Origin of the sequence: Flagellimonas sp. MMG031, assembly GCF_040112705.1 — a bacterium.
Taxonomy (GTDB): Bacteria; Bacteroidota; Bacteroidia; order Flavobacteriales; family Flavobacteriaceae; genus Flagellimonas.
In genome coordinates, this window is sequence record NZ_CP157804.1 from 1,327,158 (window position 1) to 1,349,982 (window position 22,825).

20 protein-coding genes are annotated in these 22,825 nt (G+C 44.4%); 8 read left to right on the forward strand and 12 right to left on the reverse strand.

Annotated elements, in window-relative coordinates; genetic code table 11:
- Positions 1 to 54: 54 nt before the first annotated feature.
- A complete protein-coding gene (locus tag ABNE31_RS05885; RefSeq protein ID WP_349352708.1) occupies positions 55 to 594 on the forward strand; it encodes an RNA methyltransferase in 540 nt (179 codons plus the stop codon).
- A gap of 115 nt (positions 595 to 709) precedes the next feature.
- Here the strand turns inward: ABNE31_RS05885 and folK are convergent, their stop codons facing one another.
- Entirely contained in the window at positions 710 to 1,855 is a 1,146-nt protein-coding gene (folK, locus tag ABNE31_RS05890) for a 2-amino-4-hydroxy-6-hydroxymethyldihydropteridine diphosphokinase (RefSeq protein WP_349352709.1), read from the reverse strand.
- A gap of 70 nt (positions 1,856 to 1,925) precedes the next feature.
- Between folK and sppA the strand changes: the two genes are divergently transcribed.
- From sppA to ABNE31_RS05905, 3 genes are read left to right on the forward strand one after another with little or no spacing between them, the layout of a single operon-like run.
- On the forward strand, positions 1,926 to 3,686 hold the full coding sequence (gene sppA, locus ABNE31_RS05895) for a signal peptide peptidase SppA (RefSeq protein ID WP_179385305.1): 1,761 nt from the start codon (positions 1,926 to 1,928) through the stop codon (positions 3,684 to 3,686).
- A 37-nt stretch (positions 3,687 to 3,723) separates the two neighbouring features.
- A complete protein-coding gene (locus ABNE31_RS05900; RefSeq protein WP_349352710.1) occupies positions 3,724 to 4,431 on the forward strand; it encodes a queuosine precursor transporter in 708 nt (235 codons plus the stop codon).
- 35 nt (positions 4,432 to 4,466) lie between these two features.
- Positions 4,467 to 7,175 (forward strand): AsmA-like C-terminal region-containing protein, encoded by a 2,709-nt coding sequence (locus ABNE31_RS05905; RefSeq protein WP_349352711.1) that lies wholly within the window; start codon positions 4,467 to 4,469, stop codon positions 7,173 to 7,175.
- Positions 7,176 to 7,331: 156 nt separating this feature from the next.
- On the opposite strand, the gene ABNE31_RS05910 is transcribed toward ABNE31_RS05905, so the two are convergent.
- The 4 genes from ABNE31_RS05910 to ABNE31_RS05925 form a co-directional block, all read right to left on the reverse strand.
- Positions 7,332 to 8,099: a DUF6090 family protein gene (locus ABNE31_RS05910; protein ID WP_349352712.1), complete on the reverse strand. Its 768-nt coding sequence runs from the start codon at positions 8,097 to 8,099 to the stop codon at positions 7,332 to 7,334.
- 43 nt (positions 8,100 to 8,142) lie between these two features.
- The gene (locus tag ABNE31_RS05915) at positions 8,143 to 9,477 is read right to left on the reverse strand and encodes a Na+/H+ antiporter NhaC family protein (protein ID WP_349352713.1); all 1,335 of its coding nucleotides are present in this window, start codon (positions 9,475 to 9,477) and stop codon (positions 8,143 to 8,145) included.
- Positions 9,478 to 9,571: 94 nt separating this feature from the next.
- Positions 9,572 to 10,843 (reverse strand): APC family permease, encoded by a 1,272-nt coding sequence (locus ABNE31_RS05920; protein WP_349352714.1) that lies wholly within the window; start codon positions 10,841 to 10,843, stop codon positions 9,572 to 9,574.
- Positions 10,844 to 10,865: 22 nt separating this feature from the next.
- Positions 10,866 to 11,660, reverse strand: coding sequence for a DUF2797 domain-containing protein (locus ABNE31_RS05925; RefSeq protein ID WP_349352715.1), 795 nt, complete (start codon positions 11,658 to 11,660; stop codon positions 10,866 to 10,868).
- A gap of 97 nt (positions 11,661 to 11,757) precedes the next feature.
- On the opposite strand from ABNE31_RS05925, the gene ABNE31_RS05930 reads away from it, so the two are divergent.
- Both ABNE31_RS05930 and ABNE31_RS05935 read left to right on the forward strand, forming a co-directional pair.
- Positions 11,758 to 13,272: a GH3 auxin-responsive promoter family protein gene (locus ABNE31_RS05930; protein ID WP_293283267.1), complete on the forward strand. Its 1,515-nt coding sequence runs from the start codon at positions 11,758 to 11,760 to the stop codon at positions 13,270 to 13,272.
- Between the two features lie 172 nt (positions 13,273 to 13,444).
- Entirely contained in the window at positions 13,445 to 13,984 is a 540-nt protein-coding gene (locus ABNE31_RS05935; RefSeq protein WP_293288856.1) for a hypothetical protein, read from the forward strand.
- On the opposite strand, the gene clpX is transcribed toward ABNE31_RS05935, so the two are convergent.
- From clpX to ABNE31_RS05970, 7 genes are all read right to left on the reverse strand, one after another.
- Positions 13,981 to 15,216, reverse strand: a complete 1,236-nt coding sequence (gene clpX / locus ABNE31_RS05940; protein ID WP_127141223.1) for an ATP-dependent Clp protease ATP-binding subunit ClpX — start codon at positions 15,214 to 15,216, stop codon at positions 13,981 to 13,983. The two genes, ABNE31_RS05935 and clpX, sit on opposite strands and share 4 nt — an antisense overlap.
- Positions 15,217 to 15,301: 85 nt before the next feature.
- The gene (gene clpP / locus ABNE31_RS05945; RefSeq protein WP_179385295.1) at positions 15,302 to 15,982 is read right to left on the reverse strand and encodes an ATP-dependent Clp endopeptidase proteolytic subunit ClpP; all 681 of its coding nucleotides are present in this window, start codon (positions 15,980 to 15,982) and stop codon (positions 15,302 to 15,304) included.
- Positions 15,983 to 16,072: 90 nt separating this feature from the next.
- A complete protein-coding gene (gene tig, locus ABNE31_RS05950) occupies positions 16,073 to 17,395 on the reverse strand; it encodes a trigger factor (protein ID WP_179385294.1) in 1,323 nt (440 codons plus the stop codon).
- Between the two features lie 99 nt (positions 17,396 to 17,494).
- A complete protein-coding gene (locus ABNE31_RS05955) occupies positions 17,495 to 17,839 on the reverse strand; it encodes a phage holin family protein (protein ID WP_179385293.1) in 345 nt (114 codons plus the stop codon).
- Positions 17,840 to 17,916: 77 nt separating this feature from the next.
- A complete protein-coding gene (locus tag ABNE31_RS05960) occupies positions 17,917 to 19,419 on the reverse strand; it encodes a G-D-S-L family lipolytic protein (protein ID WP_349352716.1) in 1,503 nt (500 codons plus the stop codon).
- 135 nt (positions 19,420 to 19,554) lie between these two features.
- Positions 19,555 to 20,328: an alpha/beta fold hydrolase gene (locus ABNE31_RS05965; protein ID WP_349352717.1), complete on the reverse strand. Its 774-nt coding sequence runs from the start codon at positions 20,326 to 20,328 to the stop codon at positions 19,555 to 19,557.
- Positions 20,329 to 20,374: 46 nt separating this feature from the next.
- Positions 20,375 to 21,091, reverse strand: coding sequence for a pyridoxine 5'-phosphate synthase (locus ABNE31_RS05970; protein WP_349352718.1), 717 nt, complete (start codon positions 21,089 to 21,091; stop codon positions 20,375 to 20,377).
- An 86-nt stretch (positions 21,092 to 21,177) separates the two neighbouring features.
- On the opposite strand from ABNE31_RS05970, the gene ABNE31_RS05975 reads away from it, so the two are divergent.
- Both ABNE31_RS05975 and ABNE31_RS05980 read left to right on the forward strand, forming a co-directional pair.
- The gene (locus tag ABNE31_RS05975; protein ID WP_349352719.1) at positions 21,178 to 21,834 is read left to right on the forward strand and encodes a CBS domain-containing protein; all 657 of its coding nucleotides are present in this window, start codon (positions 21,178 to 21,180) and stop codon (positions 21,832 to 21,834) included.
- Between the two features lie 2 nt (positions 21,835 to 21,836).
- Complete coding sequence (locus tag ABNE31_RS05980) at positions 21,837 to 22,718, forward strand: NAD kinase (protein WP_349352720.1); 882 nt, start codon at positions 21,837 to 21,839, stop codon at positions 22,716 to 22,718.
- The last annotated feature ends 107 nt before the right edge of the window (positions 22,719 to 22,825 follow it).

A 22,825-nucleotide genomic window follows, 5' to 3' on the forward strand; every position in this document is an offset into this window, starting at 1 on the left:
TTTTCATCAGCCATCAAAAATTTTTGTTGATATTTTGACCCCAATGTTTAAAAAATGAGTCGAAAACTGGAAAATAGTGAGTTAGATCGGTTGGATGTGGATGGTTTCAAGGAAGCAAAAAAATCACCCATCATCATCATTTTGGACAATATCCGAAGTTTGAACAATATTGGCTCCGTATTCCGAACGGCCGATGCCTTTTTGGTCCAAAAGATCTATCTCTGCGGCATTACGGCGACCCCACCGCACAAGGATATTCGCAAAACGGCCTTGGGCGCCACCGAAAGCGTGGATTGGGAATACCGAAAGGACACTGTGGAGGTGGTGCAGGAACTTAAACGGCAAGGAGTACAAACTGTTGCCGTGGAGCAGGCGGAGAATGCTGTTATGTTGAACGATTTTGAGGTTGGCGCGACGAAAACCATTGCTTTGATTTTTGGAAATGAGGTGAAGGGGGTTTCACAGGAAGTGGTCAACGCTAGCGATACCGTTTTGGAAATTCCCCAGTTCGGGACCAAACATTCCCTGAATATTTCGGTAAGTGCCGGGGTGGTGGTATGGGATTTATGGTCCAAACAAAATGCCAAAAAATAAAAAAGGCCCTGCAAAACAGGGCCCTATGTAAAGTCTGAGTTAGTTAGTTTCTCAATTTGAGGGTGCTAATAAAATAAAACCATTCGTTATATCCAAACATTTTCTAAAAATTCTCTTAAAAGTTTGAGGAAAGGATGTGGTCTTCCAGTTTTTGTATGATGAATTCGTAATCCTCGGGATGGCTAACAAAGTCGAGTTCGCCCACATCCAGAATAATACTGTTCTGTGTGGGGTTACTTTTGATAAAATCCAAATACCCACGATTGATCTTCTCCAAATATTCAGGGGCAATGTTTTGTTCATAATCGCGCCCCCTTTTCTTGATATTGGCCAACAACCGTTCGGTATTTTGGTAGAGATAGAGATAAATTTCAGGCTTTTTTACCTCCTTGTACATAAAACTAAAAACCTTTCGGTATAGGTTGAACTCCTCTTTTTGCAGGGTGACCTTGGCGAAAATCAGCGATTTGAAAATATCGTAGTCGCTTACCATAAAATTCTTGAAAAGATCGAACTGGGAGGTGTCATCCATAAACTGTTGATACCTATCCGCCAAAAAGGACATTTCCAAAGGAAAGGCATAGCGCGCTTGGTCCTCGTAGAATTTGGGCAAAAAGGGGTTGTCCGCAAAGCGTTCCAACACCAATTTGGCGTTGAAGTCATCCGAGATCATCTTGGACAAGGTGGTTTTTCCGGCACCAATGTTGCCTTCTATGGCGATGAGCTGTAGTTGTGAAAACAGCCCCGACCTGTCCTTGAACAGTTTGTGCTTTGTTTTGGTGAATTGGCTTCGATCACTACATTCTTGCAATAGGTTCCGCGTATCCTTGGACAGCACGGGGTGGTAAAATTGCGGGGCAATATCGGCCAAAGGTTTTAGAACAAAGTTCCGGTGCTGCATGTGGGGGTGGGGAACCACCAAATCTTCATGGTTAATGACCTCCGACCCGTAATAAACAATGTCAATATCCAGTGTGCGGGAGCGGTACCCACCGCCTTCATTTCGGATTCGACCGAAATCCCGTTCAATCTGTAAAATGGTATCCAGTAATTCCTTTGGTGGCAGGGGAGTCAAAACGGAAATGACAATGTTCAGGAAAGGTTCCCCATCGAATCCGACCGCCGGGTTTTCATAAACGGAGGAAATATCCAAGATGGAACCTGCCTTTTGCTGAATGCGAAAAATGGCCTTTTGGAGGTTCGCATGCCGATTTCCCAAATTGCTTCCCAATGAAAGATATACCTTTTGCTTTCTGCCCATAATCGAAGAAACAAAGTAAACAAAACATTCCTACATTGGTTATCTTTGATACGTATTAAATTTTTATTGCATGAAGTTTTTAAGAAACCTACTTGCCTCAATTTTGGGGAGCTTAATGGCCTTTATGATCATTGTGGGCATGTTCTTTATTTTTATGGCCTTGGTGGGCAGTGCGGATGATGGTGTTGTGGTCAAACGCAACTCGGTATTGGAGATCAGTTTTATAACACCGATTTTGGACTACACGGGAAAGGATGCGAACGATCCCTTTGCCGAACTGTGGACAGCGGAGCTGGGATTGGATGAAATCCTACATGCCATAGAAGTGGCCAAAAACGATGACCATATTGAGGGTATAAGCATCACCACTGGATTTCTACAGGCAGGAATGGCCCAAGCCCGTGAAATACGCAACGCCCTAATCGATTTTAAATCTTCCGGAAAGTTCGTTGTGGCACATGCCGATGTGTATGCACAGCGCGACTATTACTTGGCCAGTGCGGCAGATGAGGTGTACATTAATCCGGTGGGTGCGATGGATTTTAAAGGATTGGCCACCGAAGTGCTTTTTTATAAGGAATTGCAGGAAAAATCGGGAATCAAAATGGAGGTCATACGCCATGGAAAGTACAAAAGTGCGGTGGAGCCCTTTTTGTCCGACACCATGAGCGAGGAAAACCGTGCCCAGATAAAAGAGCTCATTTCTTCCATTTGGAACGTGATGGTCGACGATATTTCAGCATCCAGAAACCTTTCGCCCCAAGACCTGAACCAAATAGCCGATACCCTTGGAGGGCGGACCCCTGAATATGCCGTCGCTTCCGGTCTCGTGGACGGCGCATTGTATTTTGATGAATACGAAGACCTGATGAGGGAGAAAATCGGACTTTCCAAAGATGAGGACGTGGAATATGTTGGGTTGAGGGATTACATACAAAAGGCCAACAAACAGAAAATCCGTACAGGTTCCGATAAAATTGCCATTATTTATGCCCAGGGAGAAATTTTGGGAGGCGAAGGCGGAAAGGATTATGTTGGGCAAGGACTTATCGTGGATGCCCTCCACAAAGCAGTGGACAATGAGAGTGTAAAGGCGATTGTACTCCGTGTGGACTCTCCTGGTGGAAGTGCTCTCGTTTCCGATATCATTTGGAGAGAAATGCAATTGGCCAAACGAAAGAAGCCTGTGGTAGTCTCATTTGGAACCATTGCGGCCTCCGGAGGATATTATATTGGCGTAGGAGGGGACAAGATTTTTGCCGAGCCCACGACCATTACCGGATCTATAGGGGTTTTTGGAACCATTCCGAACGTCAACCAGCTGGCGGAAAACGTTGGTATCAATGCCGAGCAGGTAGGTACCAACAAAAATTCAGTGGATTATTCCTTTTTTGAGCCCATGACGGATACCTTTAGGCAGGTCCTTGAAGAAAGTATCGAAGAGACCTATCAAACCTTTTTAGATCGTGTGTCCAAAGGCCGAAATATGACGGTGGAGCAAGTGGACCAAGTGGCACAGGGCAGGGTTTGGAGCGGAACGGATGCCAAGGCACTTGGCTTGGTGGATGAATTGGGAAGTTTGGACGATGCGGTCAAAGCCGCGGCGGAAATGGCTGGTCTGGAATCCTACGGGCTGCGCAAGTATCCTAAATACAAATCCGATTTTGAGCTGTTCATGGAAGATTTTGGTTCGGCAAAGACCAAGATCGGGGAATCCATCATACAGGAAGAAATTGGAACCGAGGCCTACCAAGTTTTAAAGGAGTTCAAACAATTTACCAAACAAGAAGGCATTCAGGCCAAGATGCCCTTCAGTTTAAACATTAAGTAGATTTTCCAACCAAGGCTTAAGGGCTTTTCAACCACATATGACGCAAAAGGACAAGAAGTTAGCATTTTCCATATATCTGTATCTCGGGGCGTTGTTCATTACCTCACTGGTGGTGTCCAACCTTATTTTTCAAAAGTTTTTCTCGTGGAGCCCTTTTGGGGATGTGGAGGTATTTGGAGCTCCGCTTTTTGAACTTTCGGTGGGTATTTTGCCGTATCCCATTACCTTTTTGATCACCGATTTAATTTCCGAGATCTACGGCCAAAAAAAGGCCAATCAGGTGGTGACCGCAGGTATTTTTGCCTCGTTCTTCTCTATGGCCATTATTTTGGTGGCCAACTATTCCTTGGCCATCCCATCATCCCCGGTCGATGATACCACCTTTACCACGGTCTTTGGGTTGTCGCCATTGGGTGTTTTGGCTTCTATGCTGGCCTATTTGGGCGCACAGTATATCGATATTACCATTTATCACTTCTGGAAGCGACTTACCAATGGTCGCATGCTTTGGCTGCGGAACAACTTTTCTACATTTTCCTCCCAATTTATAGACACGTTCACGGTGGTTGGGCTGTTGTGCGTTTTTGGCGTGTTGCCGTGGGACAAGTTTTATGGACTGCTGATCAGTGGTTTTATTTTCAAGGTAATGATTGCCATTCTCGACACCCCTTTGCTCTATTTTTTCGTATATCTGATGCGAAAAAGATTTAACTTAAATATAGGGGAAGAAATTTCTTTGGATTGATACTTCTCCTTTAATTTGTTGTGAAACACCGAAGTATGAAGAAAAAAGTCCTAAAGATTACCTCCATAACCCTACTTGTCCTACTAGCGATCGTTATCGCCGTACCCCTGTTTCTTCAAGGCAAAATTGAGGAGATCATCAAAACAAAAGTCAACAATAGCATCAACGCCACTTTTGATTTTGAGGATGCTGATTTGAGTTTGCTCCGAAGCTTTCCGGACGCGAATGTAAAGCTCACCAATTTATCATTTGTCAACAAGGCTCCGTTTGAGGGCGATACCTTGTTTGCCTCATCGGAAATAGCACTTTCCATGTCCATCAAGGAGCTGTTCAAATCTGCGGAAGAACCTATTGAGATCAAAACACTGAACATCGATGGCGCAAAATTGCTCATCAAAGCAGATAAGGAAGGCAATGCCAATTATGATATTGCCAAGGAAAGCGGAGGGTCCACCACGGCTACCACAGAAGATTCCGGTGATAATTTTACGTTGAACCTGAACTCCTATGCCATTACCAATTCGGAAATCGTCTACTGGGATATGGCCAGCGGGATGCGATTGGATATTTTGGAGATGAACCACTCGGGAACGGGGGACCTCTCTTTGGAGCAATCGGAGCTTAAAACTCTTACTGATGCTTTGGTGTCCTTTGAAATGGACAGTACCCAATACTTGAACAGGAACAAAATCAATTTGGACGCCTTGATCGGTATCGATCTCACCGAAAACAAGTATACTTTTTTGGAGAACAAGGCCTTGGTAAACCAGTTGCCCTTGGTATTCGAGGGCTTTGTAAAGGTCAACGAAGACAATCAGGAGGTGGACATTACTTTTGAAACACCTTCTTTCGACTTTAAGAACTTTTTGGCGGTGATTCCTGAGGCCTACGCTGCGAACATCGAAACCGTGCAGACGACAGGTAATTTTGAGGTGAACGGCCAATTTAAAGGGGTAGTGGACGATGCGCATATCCCAACCTTCAAAATTGCCATCAATTCGGAGAATGCATCCTTCAAATATCCCGATTTGCCCAAATCGGTTCGCAATGTGTACATCGATACGGAAATCAATAACGAAACAGGGATCACGGAAGATACGTATGTGGATATTAACCGCCTGTCTTTCCTGATAGACGAGGACAAATTCAATTTGAATGCCAATATCCGCGAGTTGTTGGGCAACACGAAAGTGAACGCCCACATGGACGGAAGAATCAATTTGGCCAATATTTCAAAGGCCTATCCCGTACCCGAAGATTTCAATTTAAAGGGCATTCTGAATGCGGATATTACCACGGCTTTCGATATGGCCTCTTTGGAGAACAAGCAATACCAGAATACCAGAACAATGGGAAAGGCGTCCCTTTCCGGATTTGAATATGCGTCAGAGGAACTTAAAAACCCTGTGACCATTAACACCGCGGCCGTTTCCTTTAATCCGGACAAGGTCTCCTTGGATTCCTTTACAGGTAAAACGGGCAGCACTGATTTTGAGGCCAAGGGAACATTGACCAATTTATTGGGCTTTATGTTCAATGATGAGAATGTGGAAGGAAACTTTACCTTGAACTCCAATAGGTTTGCCTTGAACGATTTTATGATGGAGGAAACCGCGGTTGATACGGAACCTGAAAACGGTGAAAAGGAGACGGGTTCAACCACAACAGGGGAGGAGCGCATCAAAATACCGTCGTTTTTGGATTGTACCATCGATGCCGCTGCGAACACCGTGGTTTATGATAACCTGAATCTAAAGAACGTCAAAGGAACCTTGATCATCAAGGATGAGACGGCAACGGTAAAAAACTTGACTTCCGATTTGTTCGGGGGTACCTTGGGTCTTTCAGGGTCCGTTTCCACCAAACAAGAAACCGCTACCTTTGATATGAACCTGGGCATGAACAACTTTAACATTGGGGAGTCCTTTGCAGGGTTGGAATTATTGAAAACCTTGACTCCTTTGGCCACGGCAATTCAGGGTAAATTAAACTCGGATATTAAGATTTCGGGGAACTTGAAGGAAGACTTTACGCCAAACTTGGCCACCATATCAGGTAATTTGCTGGCAGAACTGCTTTCCCCAAAATTGGATGCCGAAAAGGCACCCTTGGTTTCGGCATTGGACAGTAAACTCAACTTTTTGGACACCAAGGAAATCAATTTAGATGGACTAAAAACGGCATTGACCTTTGATAATGGAACGGTTAAAGTGAAGCCTTTCACCCTTACGTATAAGGACATTGCCATCGATGTGAACGGTAGCCACTCCTTTGACAAGCAAATGGATTATGCCGCAACCCTGAACGTGCCTGCCAAATATTTGGGCTCGGAGGTAAATAAGCTCATCGCACAATTGAACGACCAGAGTTTGGGAGAGGTCACCGTTCCCGTAACAGCGAACATCGGAGGGAACTTCACCAATCCATCCGTGAGCACGGACCTGTCATCCAGTGTAAAAACCTTGACTACCAAATTGGTGGAGATGCAAAAGCAGAAATTGATAGGTCAGGGTAAGGAAAAAGCCAAAGACCTATTGTCCGATGTCTTTAAAAAGGACGAATCCGATACCACCAACACTAAAAACGATGGGGTAAAGGATGTCATCGGCAATATTTTAGGCGGAAAAAAGGACACCACCACAACGGATTCTACAAAAGCCAAACAGGGTGATGAGGTAAAGGATGCTGCCAAATCGATTTTGGGCGGACTCCTCAAGAAAAAGAAAAAGGATACGGTTAATTAAAGCAAGTAGGCCATCTAAAAGCGGATTAAATGTCAGTTCGAGCGCAGTCGAGAACTTAGCATATACGGGTAATCAATGGGTTTCGCCTGCCTCTCTGCCACAGGCGGACGCTCAACCTGACAAAATTCAGACATTGCCGATTTTTAGCCAGCTTTTTTATGGGTTGATTTCGCTATCAATGGTTTTCAAAATCTCATCTATGCTTTGCATCAAAGGATTGTAATGCACGGTTTCCGTTTTGATACTGGTGAGGATGAACATGAGCATATTGTTCTCAAATTCTTTTGACATTAGCAGGTTCCGGTTGCTTGTCCGGTCCGAACTTTGGGGAATCCCCAATTCATCGGAGACCCCAGTGAGGTCATACAGCGTTTTGATGCTGTTTTCTTCGCTGCGGAACATATCGAGTATCTTGTCCCGTTCATTGGCCAGCATCATTTCTTGTTTGGATATGTCCTCGATGTTGGAAATCCAATTGGTCAAGAGGATGCGCAGGCGCGGATTGGCAATATCCTTTAAACTTCCCGAATTGATCATTTCCATCAAAAGGGAATTGTTGGGGTTGAACGAAATATCGAAGGCCAAGGCATTGTATAGCAAATTGGCGAGCTCTTGCTCATTGGGCAGGTTCTCCGGGTCGACCATATAGACCAAGATTTTCTTCGAATCCTCATAGCTTTGCCTGTTGAAGGATATCAGTTCTTTTAATTTGGTCTGACTGGTCTCGAACTCATCTCGTAGTCCCATGAGATAAATTTGCTCCTTTTCCCGTTTGATGCTTTGTTCGTTGGCATTGTCGATGGCCAGTGCGATCAAAATTCCGATGACGACCAACACGATTTCGCCAATGGCATACAGCAAGTAGTTGCTGACTTTTTTATCTGCAATGGATTTCTTTCGTATTCTTCTAAAGACTTTGAGCATGATCTGGTAAAAAACAGTGTCTAATCTACAAAAATGATGGTTATTAGTGATATCCTAAAAAAACGGCAGCAACAATGGCAATGGCACCGATGAGGAGTACTAACAGCATGGGTTTTATGGCAAATTTGAACCATGTATTATAGGGTATTTTTGCTATTGCGATTACGGCCATCAGTGCTCCATTGGTAGGAACGATCATATCGCCCATTATAGCGCCATATTGAAAGGCCAAAACACATATCTGTCTGGAAAGCCCGACCAAGTCCGATAGCGGGACCAAAATGGGCAAGGTCAAAATGGCCTGCCCAGAATAGCTGGGCACTGGAAAATGCAAAAGGACATGTGAAATCATCATTAGTACTCCCGAGACAGCGGGAGAGAAACCCTGCAAGGGACCAAATAGGACTTTAACAATAGTATCCATGATCATTCCTTGCGTCAATAAAATTGAAATACTGTTGGCCAAACCAAGTATGATGCAGGCAAATACCATTTCTTTCATTCCTTCAATATAGGTTTCACCCGTTTTGTTCCATCCCATTTTTGCAATGAGGCCGGAGAGGATGCCAAGGGCAAAAAAACAGGCGGACATCTCACTAAACCCCCAATCAAACTGAACTATGCCAATAATTACAATCGAAAACGTAAGACCCAATAACAGCAGTATTGCTTTATTACGACCACCCATGGTTTTGTTGTGGGTTGGCATTTGTATTTTTTCAATCCTATGTTTTTTGGCATAATAAAGAAGATATAAAATCCAAGCCAAGGATGCACCTAAAAGTACGACCAGTCTAAAGGAACTGCCCGAAAGTAAGGGCAAGGCAGCTTCTTTTTGTGCCAAAAGAACCCCAAAAGGATTGGATGGACTAAATGAACTGCCCACTACGGATGAGCCGTAACTGGCAAAAATCATGGTGAATGAATTGTACCCCAAACTTTTGCCGAACAACAAAAGTATAGGGGTCATAGCAACGACTTCTTCCTGTAGCCCAATAGTGACGCCACCCGTGATGAATAGGATGGCTACGGTCAAAAGTGCCAAATCCTCCCTTCCTTTTAAGGAAGAAACCAATTTTACCAAACTATGGTTAAAGGTTTCCGTTTTTTCAATGAGGTAAAAACAGCCACCTATCAACAGGATAAGAACGATGAGTTCAGCTCTTTCGGCAATACCTTTGGGAATGGAGACCAGAAAATCAAGAAAGGAAGGGCTACTGGAGTCGATTTGCGTGTAGGAGTCGCTTACTACCCGAATCATCCCAGTTTCAGCGTCGACAATTCTCTCATAACTTCCTTGGGGAATTAAATAGGTAAATACCCAACTTAAAAGTATTACACCCAATAGAATGACAAATGCATTTGGGAATTTTCTCATTTAAGCTGGTTTTTGGTTTGGTGGTAATGGATAAAGTACTGAAAATAAGCTTTTTTGTCGAGTTTTGGCAGAAATATACGTTTTGGAACAAATTTTATTCCTCGTTCATTTTATAGAAATACTCAATCAAAAAGCAGCCACCAATGATAGAGAGAGCGACGATGACCCCCATTTTGTTGCTTTCAAATTGCTGTTGAAGCAGGACAACCATCGCAATAAGACATAAGATGAACCCGGTCAATGGGATGCCCTTCCGGCTTGCGGTATGTTTTGATAGCTTAAAGCCCACATAGTTTACCATAGCAAATACGAAAAGAAAACCAACGCTCCCCGCAGTAGAAATGCTTTCCAATTCTAAGGTGTTTGTGAGCAACAAGGTAAGACCTGCGGTAATCAATAATCCAATGGGTTGGTTCCAAAGTTGGTAGGTGAATTGATGTGGGAGCTCATCTTCCTCGGCAATTTCATAACTCACCCGACTTCCTCCATAGATTGAGGCGTTGATTGCAGAGAAGGTGGAAATCATGGCGGCAATGGTAATGATGGTGAATCCGGTCTGCCCCAGCATAGGCTTGGCAGCTTCTGCCAAAACATAGTCCTCGGCCGTTTTGATTTGATCAAAAGGCAGCGAACCTACTGTGACCACTGCAATAATGATATAGAGTAATACCACAAAAATAATTGCGATATAATAAGCTCGTGGAATATTTTTATCCGGGTTTTCAATGTCGGGGGCAGAGTTGGCAATCAATTCAAAACCTTCATAGGCCACAAATATAACCATACCTCCGGTAAGCAATTGCAGCGGTGCCTCCCAATTCTCCGGTGACAATTGGTCCAGATTGGGGTTTCCCATCAGACCGTACAGTCCAATGCTGATGAAGGCAATAAGAATCACCAGTTTAATGATAACTGCATAGGATTCAATCATGCCAACAACCTTAATGCTGTAATAATTGATAATGGCCGCCAATAGGATGATACCACTGGCGTAAAGGTGGAAATCCAGTTCGCCTCCCGTGATGGGGAGCAGATTTGGCGCATAAGATCCAAATGCCGATGCATAAAGCGAGAGCATAATGATATAGCTTACCCATAAAAGGTTGTTAATGCCCCCGCTGAATATCGTCTTCCCAAAACCTTGGGTGATAAACTTTACCGTTCCGCCCCTGTCCGCATATTTTTTGGAAAGCTGCACATAACTATAGGATGTGATGAGGGCCAAAATCCCCGCGAAGAGAAAGGCCAAGGGGGTGCCACCTTTGGACAAATCCACTGCCAAACCCAAAACCGCAAAAATTCCACCACCCACCATACCACCTATTCCAATGGAAATCGCTTCGGTTAGTTTGATTTTTTGGCTCATTTTCTGTGGTTATGACCCAGTTTTATTTAAAATCTATCCCCACGTAGTATCCTTCACTTCCGCGCACATTAAAGACGGTGTTGTCCTCAAAAATAAGGTACTGTCCTTTAATGCCTTTGAGCACGCCTTTGTAACTTGGGGTTTTGTCCAAATTGAGGCTATTCACCTTTTCAGGATATTTTAGTACAGGAAATTCCATATGGGTTTCTTTCCTGTCATTTAAGAAATAATCCATGGCTTCGTCAGGTATACTGGACTTTAGTTTGTTGCGCCATTCCACGAGGTCTACATCCTCAATATCGTTTTGCAACATCTTTCTCCAGCTCGTCTTGTCGCTCACATGGTCTTTGAGCGCCACCTCCGTAATCCCCGCCAAGTATCGATTGGGAACCTCTACAATTTCGATAGCTTCGTGGGCCCCTTGGTCGATCCATCGGGTGGGTACCTGTGATTTACGGGTCACCCCCACCTTAATGCTACTCGAGTTGGCCAAATACACGATGTGCGGTTGAAGCTGCATTTTTTTCTCGTACTCCAAATCACGGTCTTCTTCGCCCAAGTGGGCCTTGCTCAGTTCGGGCTTCATTATCCAATCCCCGGCTCTGGGCGTTTCAAAAAAGCAAGACTTACAGAAACCTTGCCGGTAGATGGGCCTGTCCTCCCCACAGTTCAAACATTGGAATTTGATGAAATCGATCTGCAGCTCCCTATCGAGCGCTTGGTTCATGTTGATAAAGTCGTTCTCAAAGACCAAAAAATATTGGATCGGGCTTCCCATTTCGGTTCGCATCTTTCGCAAGACTCCCTCGTATAGCATAGTAAAGTGAATGTGTTTATCTTATTTGAAAATCTATGTTAGAAAAGCTATTTTAGCAGTTGCACCAACCTTGTTTCTTTGGTTAAAGATACCTAAAATGCCAATACCATTATTCAATTCCATTGCTTCTTGGCTATTACGGAAGCGCTACCACCAAATAGAGCTTTTTTTAAAGTATCCATTGGATGTTCAGGATGAGGTATTACGTCAATTGTTGGACTTTTCCAAAGACACCATGATCGGTAAGCAATATGGTTACCAAGACCTGCCCAAGTACGAAGAGTTTAGGAACAGGGTGCCTATCGTAACCTATGAGGACATCGCTCCGCTCATCGAACGTACGCGTAGGGGAGAGCAGAACCTATTTTGGCCCACCTCCATCAAGTGGTTTGCGAAGAGCAGCGGTACCACCAATGCCAAGAGCAAGTTTATCCCGGTAAGTACAGAAGCGTTGGAGGACTGTCATTACAAATCCAGCAAGGATTTACTTTGCCTGTATCTGAACAACAATGAAAACTCCCAATTGTTTACCGGCAAGAGTTTGCGTCTGGGCGGGAGCAAGGAACTGTACGAGGATAATGGGACTTTCTTTGGCGACCTTTCGGCAATCTTAATCGATAATATGCCCCTTTGGGCCGAATACAGCAGTACTCCCAGCAACAAGGTCTCGTTGATGACCGAATGGGAAACCAAATTGGAGGCGATTATAGAGGAAAGCATACGGGAGAACGTGACCAGTTTGGCAGGAGTGCCTTCTTGGATGCTGGTGCTTTTGAATCAAGTACTTGAAAAAACAGGGAAAAACCATCTTTTTGAAGTTTGGGAAAACTTGGAAGTATACTTTCATGGAGGGGTGAGTTTTACGCCCTACAAGAACCAATACAAAAAGTTGTTGCCCCGCAAAAGGTTCAACTTTTATGAGACTTACAATGCCTCAGAAGGGTTTTTCGGGATTCAGGACCAGAACAATTCAGATGAATTATTATTGATGTTGGACTATGGTATTTTTTATGAATTCATCCCCATGGGCCCCACAGGCGAAGGAGACCAGGCCATTCCATTGTGGGAGGTGGAGCTGGGGGTCAATTATGCCATGGTGATTACCACCAACGCCGGATTGTGGCGTTATAAAATTGGCGATACCATTCGGTTCACTTCCAAAAATCCGTACCGTATCAAAATAACGGGACGGACCAAGCACCATATCAATGTATTTGGTGAAGAACTGATCATTGAAAATGCAGAGGAAGCCTTAAAGCAGGTGTGTCTTAAAACCGAAGCGGAAATTATGGATTACACCGCAGCACCTATTTTTATGACAGATAAGGAAAAAGGCGCCCATGAATGGATCATCGAGTTCAGAAAACCACCTGCCGACATGGGGTATTTTACCGAAATGTTGGACAATGCACTCAAGGCACTAAACTCCGACTACGAGGCCAAACGTTACAACAACATCACCTTAAAGATGCCAACCGTGCATGTGGCGCGGGAAAACCTGTTCCATCACTGGCTTAAATCGCACAACAAACTGGGTGGGCAACACAAAATACCCAGACTTTCCAATGAGCGTGGTTGTATCGAAGAGTTGCTTCGAATGAACGTGCAATAGGTCACTCATCCAAGAAAAATGACATTCGTCCACAGTTTACGAAAACGTTTTCGTAAATTTGGCCCGTTCGTCGTGGAAAGGTTTCTTTTGAACAAATAAAAGCGGATTTACTGCGTTATTTGATGAAATTCCCACCAACAAATCAATTTGTAAACACAAAACCATTAGAATCATGGCAGAAAAACTTGTTATTATTTCGGACATGTGGGGCGCTAAGAAGGGCCTCTGGATTACTTCTTATTTTGGCTACCTGCAACAGTATTACAACATTGAATTTTACGATTGCCAACAGTTGGGCAACATCGATGTGGTCATTTCTTCCGAAGAAAATGTGCACAGGGCATTTGTTGATGGGGGTATAGATACTGCCGTTAGAAATTTATTGCGCAAGGAAAAGACGCCTGCGCATTACTTGGCATTTAGTATGGGTGGAACCATTGCTTACAAAGCCGCATTGAAAGGCTTGCCAGTAAAATCCTTAACAGCTATTTCTTCCACCAGAATCAGGTTTGAGGATCAGAAGCCCAATACGGATTTGAATTTAATATTTGGAGAACGCGATGAGTTTAGGCCAGATGAAGATTGGATGAATGCTGTTGGGGCGGACATCAATGTAATCCCTAATTTTGGGCATCATCTGTATTCTGATGAAAAAATAATCTCCGACGTTTGTTTGGAGTTGTTGGAAAAAGTAACAAAAAAAGCAGTCTAGGAGACTGCTTTTAGTTTTTTCACGGTTTCGTAGGAGAGTTTTTTCTCGGCATATCCCTTGGTCACTTTGAACTCTGTTTCATCGCTGCTGGGCAGGGTGAACATGGCGTCGGTAAAGATGGCTTCGCACAGCGAGCGCAATCCTCGGGCTCCCAATTTGTATTCCACGGCCTTTTCTACGATGTAGTCCAGTGCTTGGTCCGTTATCGAAAACTCGATATCGTCCATGGCAAACAACTTTTCGTACTGTTTGATGATGGCGTTCTTGGGCTCCGTTAAAATGGCGCGCAATGTTTTGGCATCCAAAGGATTCATATGGGTCAGTACAGGCAACCTCCCTATGATTTCAGGGATGAGGCCGAACTCTTTCAGGTCCTTCGGGATAATGTATTGCAGGATATTTTCCTGGTCGAGATTTTCCTCGGCTTTGGAAGCGCTGTAGCCCACTGCTTGCATGTTCAAGCGTTTGGTGATGATGCGCTCGATGCCATCAAAGGCACCCCCAGCCACGAAAAGGATATTCTCGGTATTGACTTCAATGAATTTTTGGTCCGGGTGCTTGCGCCCTCCTTTTGGCGGTACGTTCACCGTGGTGCCTTCCAAAAGCTTCAACAGACCTTGCTGTACCCCTTCACCGGATACATCTCGGGTAATGGAAGGGTTGTCGCTTTTTCGTGCAATCTTATCGATCTCATCAATGAAAACGATACCACGCTCCGCCTTCTCTAAATTGTAATCCGCGGCCTGCAACAGTCGGGTAAGAATACTTTCCACATCTTCGCCCACATAACCGGCCTCGGTCAAAACGGTCGCATCCACAATGGCCAAGGGAACGTTCAGCATCTTAGCGATGGTTTTGGCGATAAGGGTCTTCCCCGTACCGGTCTGCCCAACCATAATGATGTTGCTCTTTTGGATTTCGATATCCTCATCCTTGCCTTTGGGCTGTAACAATCGCTTGTAGTGGTTGTACACCGCTACGGACATTACTTTTTTGGTTCGTTCCTGTCCAATCACAAAGGTGTCCAAGAAATCGTGTATCTCGATAGGTTTTTTTAAGACCAGTTCGGAAGAGAGATCTTGGTTTTTGGATTGTTTGGACTCTTCGGCTACAATGCTATGGGCCTGTTCTATGCATCTATCGCAAATATGCGCATCAAGGCCGGCAATCAATAAATTGGTTTCCGGCTTTTTTCTACCACAAAAAGAACATTCCAAGTTTTCTTTTGCCATATATTCTAATCTTCAACCAACAATAACGCAAAAAAAAAGGATTTGTTCTGCCTTAAGTGGTTGTTTTTTAATCAATTGGTTTTACTTATGACTTTTCCCTGACCAAAATTTCGTCGATCATGCCATATTCCTTGGCCTCTGGTGCCTTCATCCAGTAATCACGGTCACTGTCTTCATATACTTTGTCAAACGACTGTCCTGAGTGCTTGGAAATGATCTCGTAAAGCTCATTTTTGATTTTAAGCACCTCTTGTGCCGCAATTTCAATATCGCTTGCCTGGCCTTGGGCCCCGGAAAGTGGCTGATGGATCATGACCCTGGAATGGGGCAATCCACTTCGCTTTCCTTCCTGTCCCGCACATAAAAGCACAGCGGCCATCGAGGCGGCAATACCTGTACAAATGGTGGCGACGTCGGGTTTAATGAACTGCATGGTGTCGTAAATGCCCAAACCGGCATACACGCTTCCACCTGGAGAGTTGATGTAGATTTGAATGTCCTTGGAGGCATCGGCGCTTTCCAAGAAAAGCAACTGCGCCTGGACAATATTTGCTACCTGATCGTTGATTCCTGTACCCATAAAAATGATGCGGTCCATCATCAATCTGGAGAAAACGTCCATTGCCACGGCGTTCAACTGTCGCTCTTCAATGATGTTGGGCGTCATGTTCATGGGATACATGGTGCTCAAGAGCTTATCATAGTACATGCTGTTGATACCATGATGTTGGGTAGCGTATTTTTTGAATTCTTTTCCGTAATCCATAGGATTTGATTCGATTTATCTTAAAAAAAAGGTGCCGAAAAACTGGCTTTCCGGCACCGTAAAGATACTTAATTTTCTTTTAGCGAAGCCTTAGCTGTATGCTTCCTTGATGAAGTCGTCATAAGAGACTTCCTTCACCTTTAGGTTGGCCTTTTCCTTATAAAGGTCCAAAAGCTTTTGGCTCATCAACTGCTCCGAAAGACGTTTTACCTCGTCTTGGTTGCTCATCACCCTTGCTGCCACGCTCTCCAATTCCTCTTCTTTCGGGTCCATGTGGCCGTATTGTGCCATTTGGGATTTGATGAATCCTTTGGCAAATTCCTTCAATTCGTCAAACTGTACCTGAAGCTCGTTTTCTTGAATGATCTTCCCTTCGATCAATTGGTAACGAAGTCCTTGTTCGGATTTTTCAAACTCTTCTTTGGCCTCGTCCTCTGTCAATGGGTTTTCGCCACTGATCTGGATCCATTTCTTCAAAAATTCTGCGGGAAGGTCAAACTTGGTTTCCTCGATGAGTTTTTCCGTAATGTCGTTCAACAATTTTTGATCGGACTGCTGCTCAAATTGTTTTTCGGAATCCTCTTTGATCTTGTCCTTCAATTCTTTTTCTGAGGTAACCTTGCCTTCACCGAACAATTTATCGAAAAGTTCTTGGTTCAAGGCTGCTGGTTCCCTCTCGTTGATTTCTTCGATGGTGAAGCTAACATCCACTTTTAGGCCATCTGCCTTGTCACGGGCAATGCCCAATGCGCTGGATAATAGGTAGTCTTCCTTAAAAAGTCCTTTCGTGGAAAGTGTTATAGTATCTCCTACTTTTTTACCGGTAAGGGCATCAATGGCTTTTTTGCTTTTGATTTTGCCCATTTCGATAGTGGTCTTGTGGTCAATTTCCGCTTCCTCATTGGCAAAGAAGCCGGTGATTTCATCGTTTTTGCCCACCTCTGTTTTGGAGATCAACTTACCGTATTGCTTTTGGATGCGCTCTACTTGCTCCTCGATCATTTTTTTGTCGGCTACGATCTTGTATTGGACCACTGGTTTTTTGGTCTTAAGATTGACCTCGAAACTTGGAGCCAATCCCAATTCGAATTCAAAATCCAAATTGTCCTTGTCCCAATCAAAATTATCCTGTTGCTTGGGCAGGGGATTGCCCAAAACATCCAATTTTTCCTCTGTGAGATATTTGTTCAGATTGTCTTGTAGCAATTTGTTCACTTCGTCCACCAAAACAGCTTTGCCGTATTGCTTTTTGATGAGACCCATGGGAACCTGTCCTTTTCTGAAGCCAGGTATGTTGGCCTGTTTTCTATAATCCTTTAGGATTTTTTCTACTTTGTCCTGATAGTCTTCTTTGCTTATGGCAACCTTTACTACTGCATTAAGATCGTCAATCTGCTCTTTGGTTATATTCATTTCCTACCTAATTTGCTTTCTAAAAATGGGATGCAAAAGTAACTCTTTTTTGTGTTGCTGCCAAGTTTTTAAACCACTGACTTTCAAACCGTACGAATTCTATTGGTCTTCTTTTAAAATCGAGTGCAAAATTGCCTGCAAAACGGCTAGCAAAAGGCTGAAGATGACCGCCCACCAGAAGCTCACAACCTGAAAGCCATCGATAAGATTGGCCGTCAGTAAAATGATAATGGCGTTGATGACCAAAAGAAAGAGCCCTAGGGTAAGTATGGTTATGGGCAAGGTGAGGATGACCAATATGGGCTTGACCAAAAAATTGAGGAGGCTGAGCACCACGGCCACAATGATGGCGGTGAACATGGAATCCACTCCGACCCCGGGCAATACATAACTGAGTATGACTACGGCCAAGGCATTTAACAAAAGGCGTAAAATGAGTTTCATAGGTTTGTTTTAGGTTGTTGCAATAAAAAAGGCACCGTGCTTTACGGTGCCTTTAAGATAAAGAAAATTATGTTTGTTTAGTCAATATATAGTCCAGTGTAGTCCAATGGATTAACACCGGGCAAGTTCGAATTGTACTTGGTGTTGATCGCTTCAATAAACGCATTGGCAATAATGGCATACCCGCGTGGTGCAGGGTGCACACCGTCCAATGAGAATCCTCCTCCTGTTGCAAAGGTGGCATCCACTACGCTTCCGTCCGCTTGTTGGAAGCCGTCGGTTTTAAGTTGGTTTAAAAGTGCATTGGCATCCACAAAGGCCAAATCGTATGCAGCGGCCAAACCGGCTATGGTCTGGTTGTACGAGTTCAAGGCGGTTTCCACGGTGGCTTGTTCCTCCGGCGTCAATACCCACTGGTCTGCCAAGGGCACTGCCACACCATTGATGGAGGTTGGATTGTTGGGATCGGCCAAGGTTCCGATAAAACTTCTTGAGGTAAGGACCATAAGGTCTTCTTCGGTCGCTTGTCTCATATTGATCAATGCTGGGTTGAATGCTGTCAAGTCCGTTAAATCCTCATCGATAATCACTACAGCGTTTCCTTCACCAGCGGCAAAGGTGATCGTTCTTTTTTCCAGTTCCTCTTGTGTGATCAGGTTCAATTGTTGCAATTGAGCCAAACCTGCATTGTATGCGCCATAAGCTTCCGCGCTGTTCAAAAAGGCTGCGGTTGCAGCATCCAAAGGAATTGGGTTGTGTGGCACTGTGGTGAAATAAGGAATGTCGGTTACATCCGGTAAATTGGCGATGGCGCCGCCCGCTCCGTTAGCGGTCATGGCCTGAAGCATGGCGTCCAGTGATCCTGCAAATACGTTGGGGTCGGTAATATCGTTTCGGGAATAGGTGCTTGGGTCAAGATTTCCGGCTTGGTCCACACCTGTTCCTCCGCCTGTGGCGTAAATCAAAATGTCATTAGCTCCTGCCCAAAGGGTGAAAAAGGTAGCTCCTTGAGCTGCCGCATCACCGATTACAGTGGCGGTTTCAGAGGAAGAAAATCGAGCGAAGTATGGATTTGCAGTTCCCATGGCTACGCCTGATACACTACCGTATCCTGGTGCGAGCAGTTCGTAGCTTTTTGCACCTGGCACTCCCATATTATTGTATGAGCCGGATAGTTTGTTTGAAATTTCAGTGGAGCCTTGGCCTTCAACGGGCACAGGGCTTGGGCTTGCACCCAAAAAGGATAAAATCAATCTGTTTCCTGCCACTTGATTTCCACCTAGCGTCATTCCTCCTAGGTTGTCGGCCATAAATGGAATATCAAAGCTTCCTCCGCCTGCCAAGGCAAAATTGGAGGCCAGCATATTAGGAAAGGATGCTGTTTGACCATCAATAAAAAGGGCATTGTCGGAGAATCCAGCTGTGAGGGAGTTTCCTATGGCTACGTAGTTGGAGAAATCCGCAGTTCCTGATGTGTATTCCACTGGATCGGGACCAGCCGGTTCTGGCACTACGGTGTCCTCTTCACATGCTATCAAGAATAAGCCTAGAAATGGGAGAAAGGCATAAAACTTTTTCATATCAAAAAATCTGTTACAGTTAGTTTATGTTAATTTTTGGTGAGAACCAGAATTAACCAAATCTATATCAAATTTGTCATTCAGACAATTAAATGAATGAAAAAATTATGCATGCATAATAAAAACGGGTGGATTTTAGGAATTCAGAAAAGTAAAACTCTTTTCGTAAAACTGCCTGGGGTTTTCTGCATGCAGCCAATGCCCCGCTTTGTCAATGGTTTCAATGGTTGCTTTTGGAAAGTGCCTTTTGATCTCGGCAAAGTCCTTTGGCTGGATATATTCGGAGCGATCACCTCGCAAAAATAGGGCAGGGCCATCATATACTGCGCTACCAGATATGTTCTCGCCGATTTCCTCCATTCGGTCTTTGAGGACTTCAAAATTGAAACGAAAACCAAGCTTATCTTTTTCCACCCAATACAGGTTTTTGAGGAGGAATTGCCGTATGCCCTTTTCCTTGATATGTTTCGATAGTTCATCATCGGCCTCCCTGCGATCGGAGATGTTATCGAAATCCAGATGGGAGAGTCCGTTAAAGATGAAGTCGTGATGTGGTGGGTAGAATTTTGGGGCAATATCGGCTACAATCAATTTTTTTACCCTATCCGGATTCGAAGTGGCAAGCTGCATGGCGGTTTTTCCTCCCATGGAATGGCCAAGGACGTAGGCTGATGTGATGTTGTGTTGTTCCATGTAATGTACAACATCATCACTTAATACATCATAATTGAACTCGTCCGAGTGAAAGCTTTTTCCATGGTTTCGTTGGTCAATCAAATGTACCTCAAAGCCATTTTCGGAATATTGGGTGCCCAAGGTTTTCCAATTGTCGGACATGCCCAAAAAACCATGTAGAATAAGCAATGGCTGTCCCTCTCCTAGTATGTTTGAATGTAATAGTTCGCTCATGTAGTGTTTTTTTGTGTTTGAACCGATGCGTTTTTGGGTAGTTCCCTTATTTCAGTCGGTGCAAATACATATTGATGACATTTTCTAAGCCCAGATAAATGGATTCGCAGATCAAGGCATGCCCAATGGAAACCTCCAACAATTGTGGAATGTGGTGCTTGAAGAACTGAATGTTGTCCAAGTTGAGGTCATGCCCCGCATTGAGTCCCAGTCCTACCTTATGTGCCATTTCGGCTGCCCTTACAAAAGGTGCTATGCCGTTTTCCTTGTTGCCTTTGGCAAATTCGTGGGCAAAGCTTTCGGTATAAAGTTCCACCCGGTCCGTCCCGGTGGCTGCGGCAGCTTCCACCATTTTTTCGTCGGGGTCCACAAAAATGGAGGTCCGAATGCCATTTGATTTGAACGTTTGGATAACATCAACCAAAAATTCTTTGTGCTTTATCGTGTCCCAACCCGCATTGGAAGTGATGGCGTCTTCGGCATCGGGCACTAAGGTGACTTGTGTGGGTTTCACTTCGAGCACCAAATCGATAAATTTGGGAATGGGATTTCCTTCAATATTGAATTCCGTAGTGACCACCTCCTTCAAATCTCGTGAATCTTGGTAGCGGATATGGCGTTCGTCCGGTCGTGGATGAACAGTGATGCCCTGAGCTCCAAACGATTCTATATCCTTGGTGGAAGTAATCAGATTGGGGACATTGCCGCCCCTTGAGTTCCTTAAAGTAGCCAGTTTATTTATGTTGACGCTCAACTTTGTCATGTAGTTCTCTTTTAGATGGTCAAAAATAAGAATTCGGCATGCCTTTTGCCATTTTAAATTAGTATTTTGCACCTAATACAACGGTTATGCAGATTCAAGACAGAATAATCAACACAGTCCCGATTTTTGAGGTCGGGGAAACCTTAAAGGATGTCATTGCCTTTTTTGAGGAGACCACCTATTCCCATGTTGGAGTTACGGAAAACGGTATCTTTTTGGGTTTGCTGTCGGAAAACGACCTGGCCTGTTTTGAGCCCGACAAGAAGATAGACGATTTCAGGTTTGAACTGGAGCACTTTTTTGTGACCAAGGAAACCGCTTGGCTGGACGTGTTGGAAATGTTTTCGCGAAATGAAGCCAATATTCTACCTGTTTTGGATGAAGATCAATTGATTTCCGGATACTACGATTTGGAGGATGTGGTCGATGTGTTTATCGATACCCCGTTTTTTAAGGAACCAGGGGCCATTTTGGTCGTTTCCATAGGAATCAAGGACTATTCTTTCAGTGAGATAGCGCAAATTGTAGAGGGCAACAACGCCCGTTTGTTGGGCGCGTTTATCACAGACTCTCAAAACGATATCGTCGAAATCACCTTAAAAGTGGGCACCCAGAGCTTGAATGAGGTGGCCCAAACCTTTAGGCGGTACAACTACACCATAGTATTTGGGAACAGCGATGATCAATTTATGGAAGATTTGAAGCAGCGTTCCGACTATCTAGAGAAATATCTTAACGTTTAGTAATGAAGGTAGCCATTTATGGACAGTCCTTTCAACCTGAGGACCAGCAGTGCGTAGAAGAGCTTTTGGATGAGCTGAAAAAGTCCAGTGCCTCCATTTATGTGGAAGAGAATTTTAACAAACTTGTGGGCAATATCCTCAAAGAGGAAGTGAAGGGGACCTTTACGCAATCCGAAGGATTGGACCCTTCGTTCGATATGTTCGTGAGTTTTGGCGGTGATGGTACCATGCTTCGGGCGGTAACCTATATAAAGGACTACGGTATTCCCATTGTAGGGGTCAATACCGGCCGCTTGGGATTTTTGTCCACCTTTAAAAAAGCCAATGTCCGCAAATTGGTGACCGAGTTTGAAGCGGGGCATTACAAGATTGAGGAGCGTACTTTGGTAGAGGTGGAACTCAACACGGACCTTAATGAATTCAACGGGCTTAATTTCGCCTTGAACGAAATCACGGTAAGCCGGAAGGATACGACCTCCATGATTACGGTGGAAACTTGGTTGGACGATGAATATTTGACCTCCTATTGGTCCGATGGGCTTATCGTCTCCACGCCAACAGGCTCCACAGGGTATTCGTTGAGCTGCGGTGGTCCCGTAATCGCTCCCACGGCACAGTCGTTGGTGCTGACGCCCATCGCGCCCCACAATCTCAATGCCCGTCCTTTGGTCATTTCGGACAATACCCAGATTCGGTTGAAGGTCTCGGGAAGGGAAAAGACCCATTTGGTGTCTTTGGATTCCCGAATTGCCGATATCCCCAACGGCAAGGAAATCCGAATCAAAAAAGCGGATTTCACCATAAAAATGATAGAGTATAAATCGGAAAGTTTCCTTAAAACCTTACGGAACAAATTACTTTGGGGCGAAGATCGCCGCAATTGATGGTTCGGCAAACAATAAAAGGGGCGAAAAGCTGTTTTACAAAGGAGAACAATTTTAATTACGAATCTATTGACCTTCCTTTACTCTAAACTCTAGTAACTTTTTGG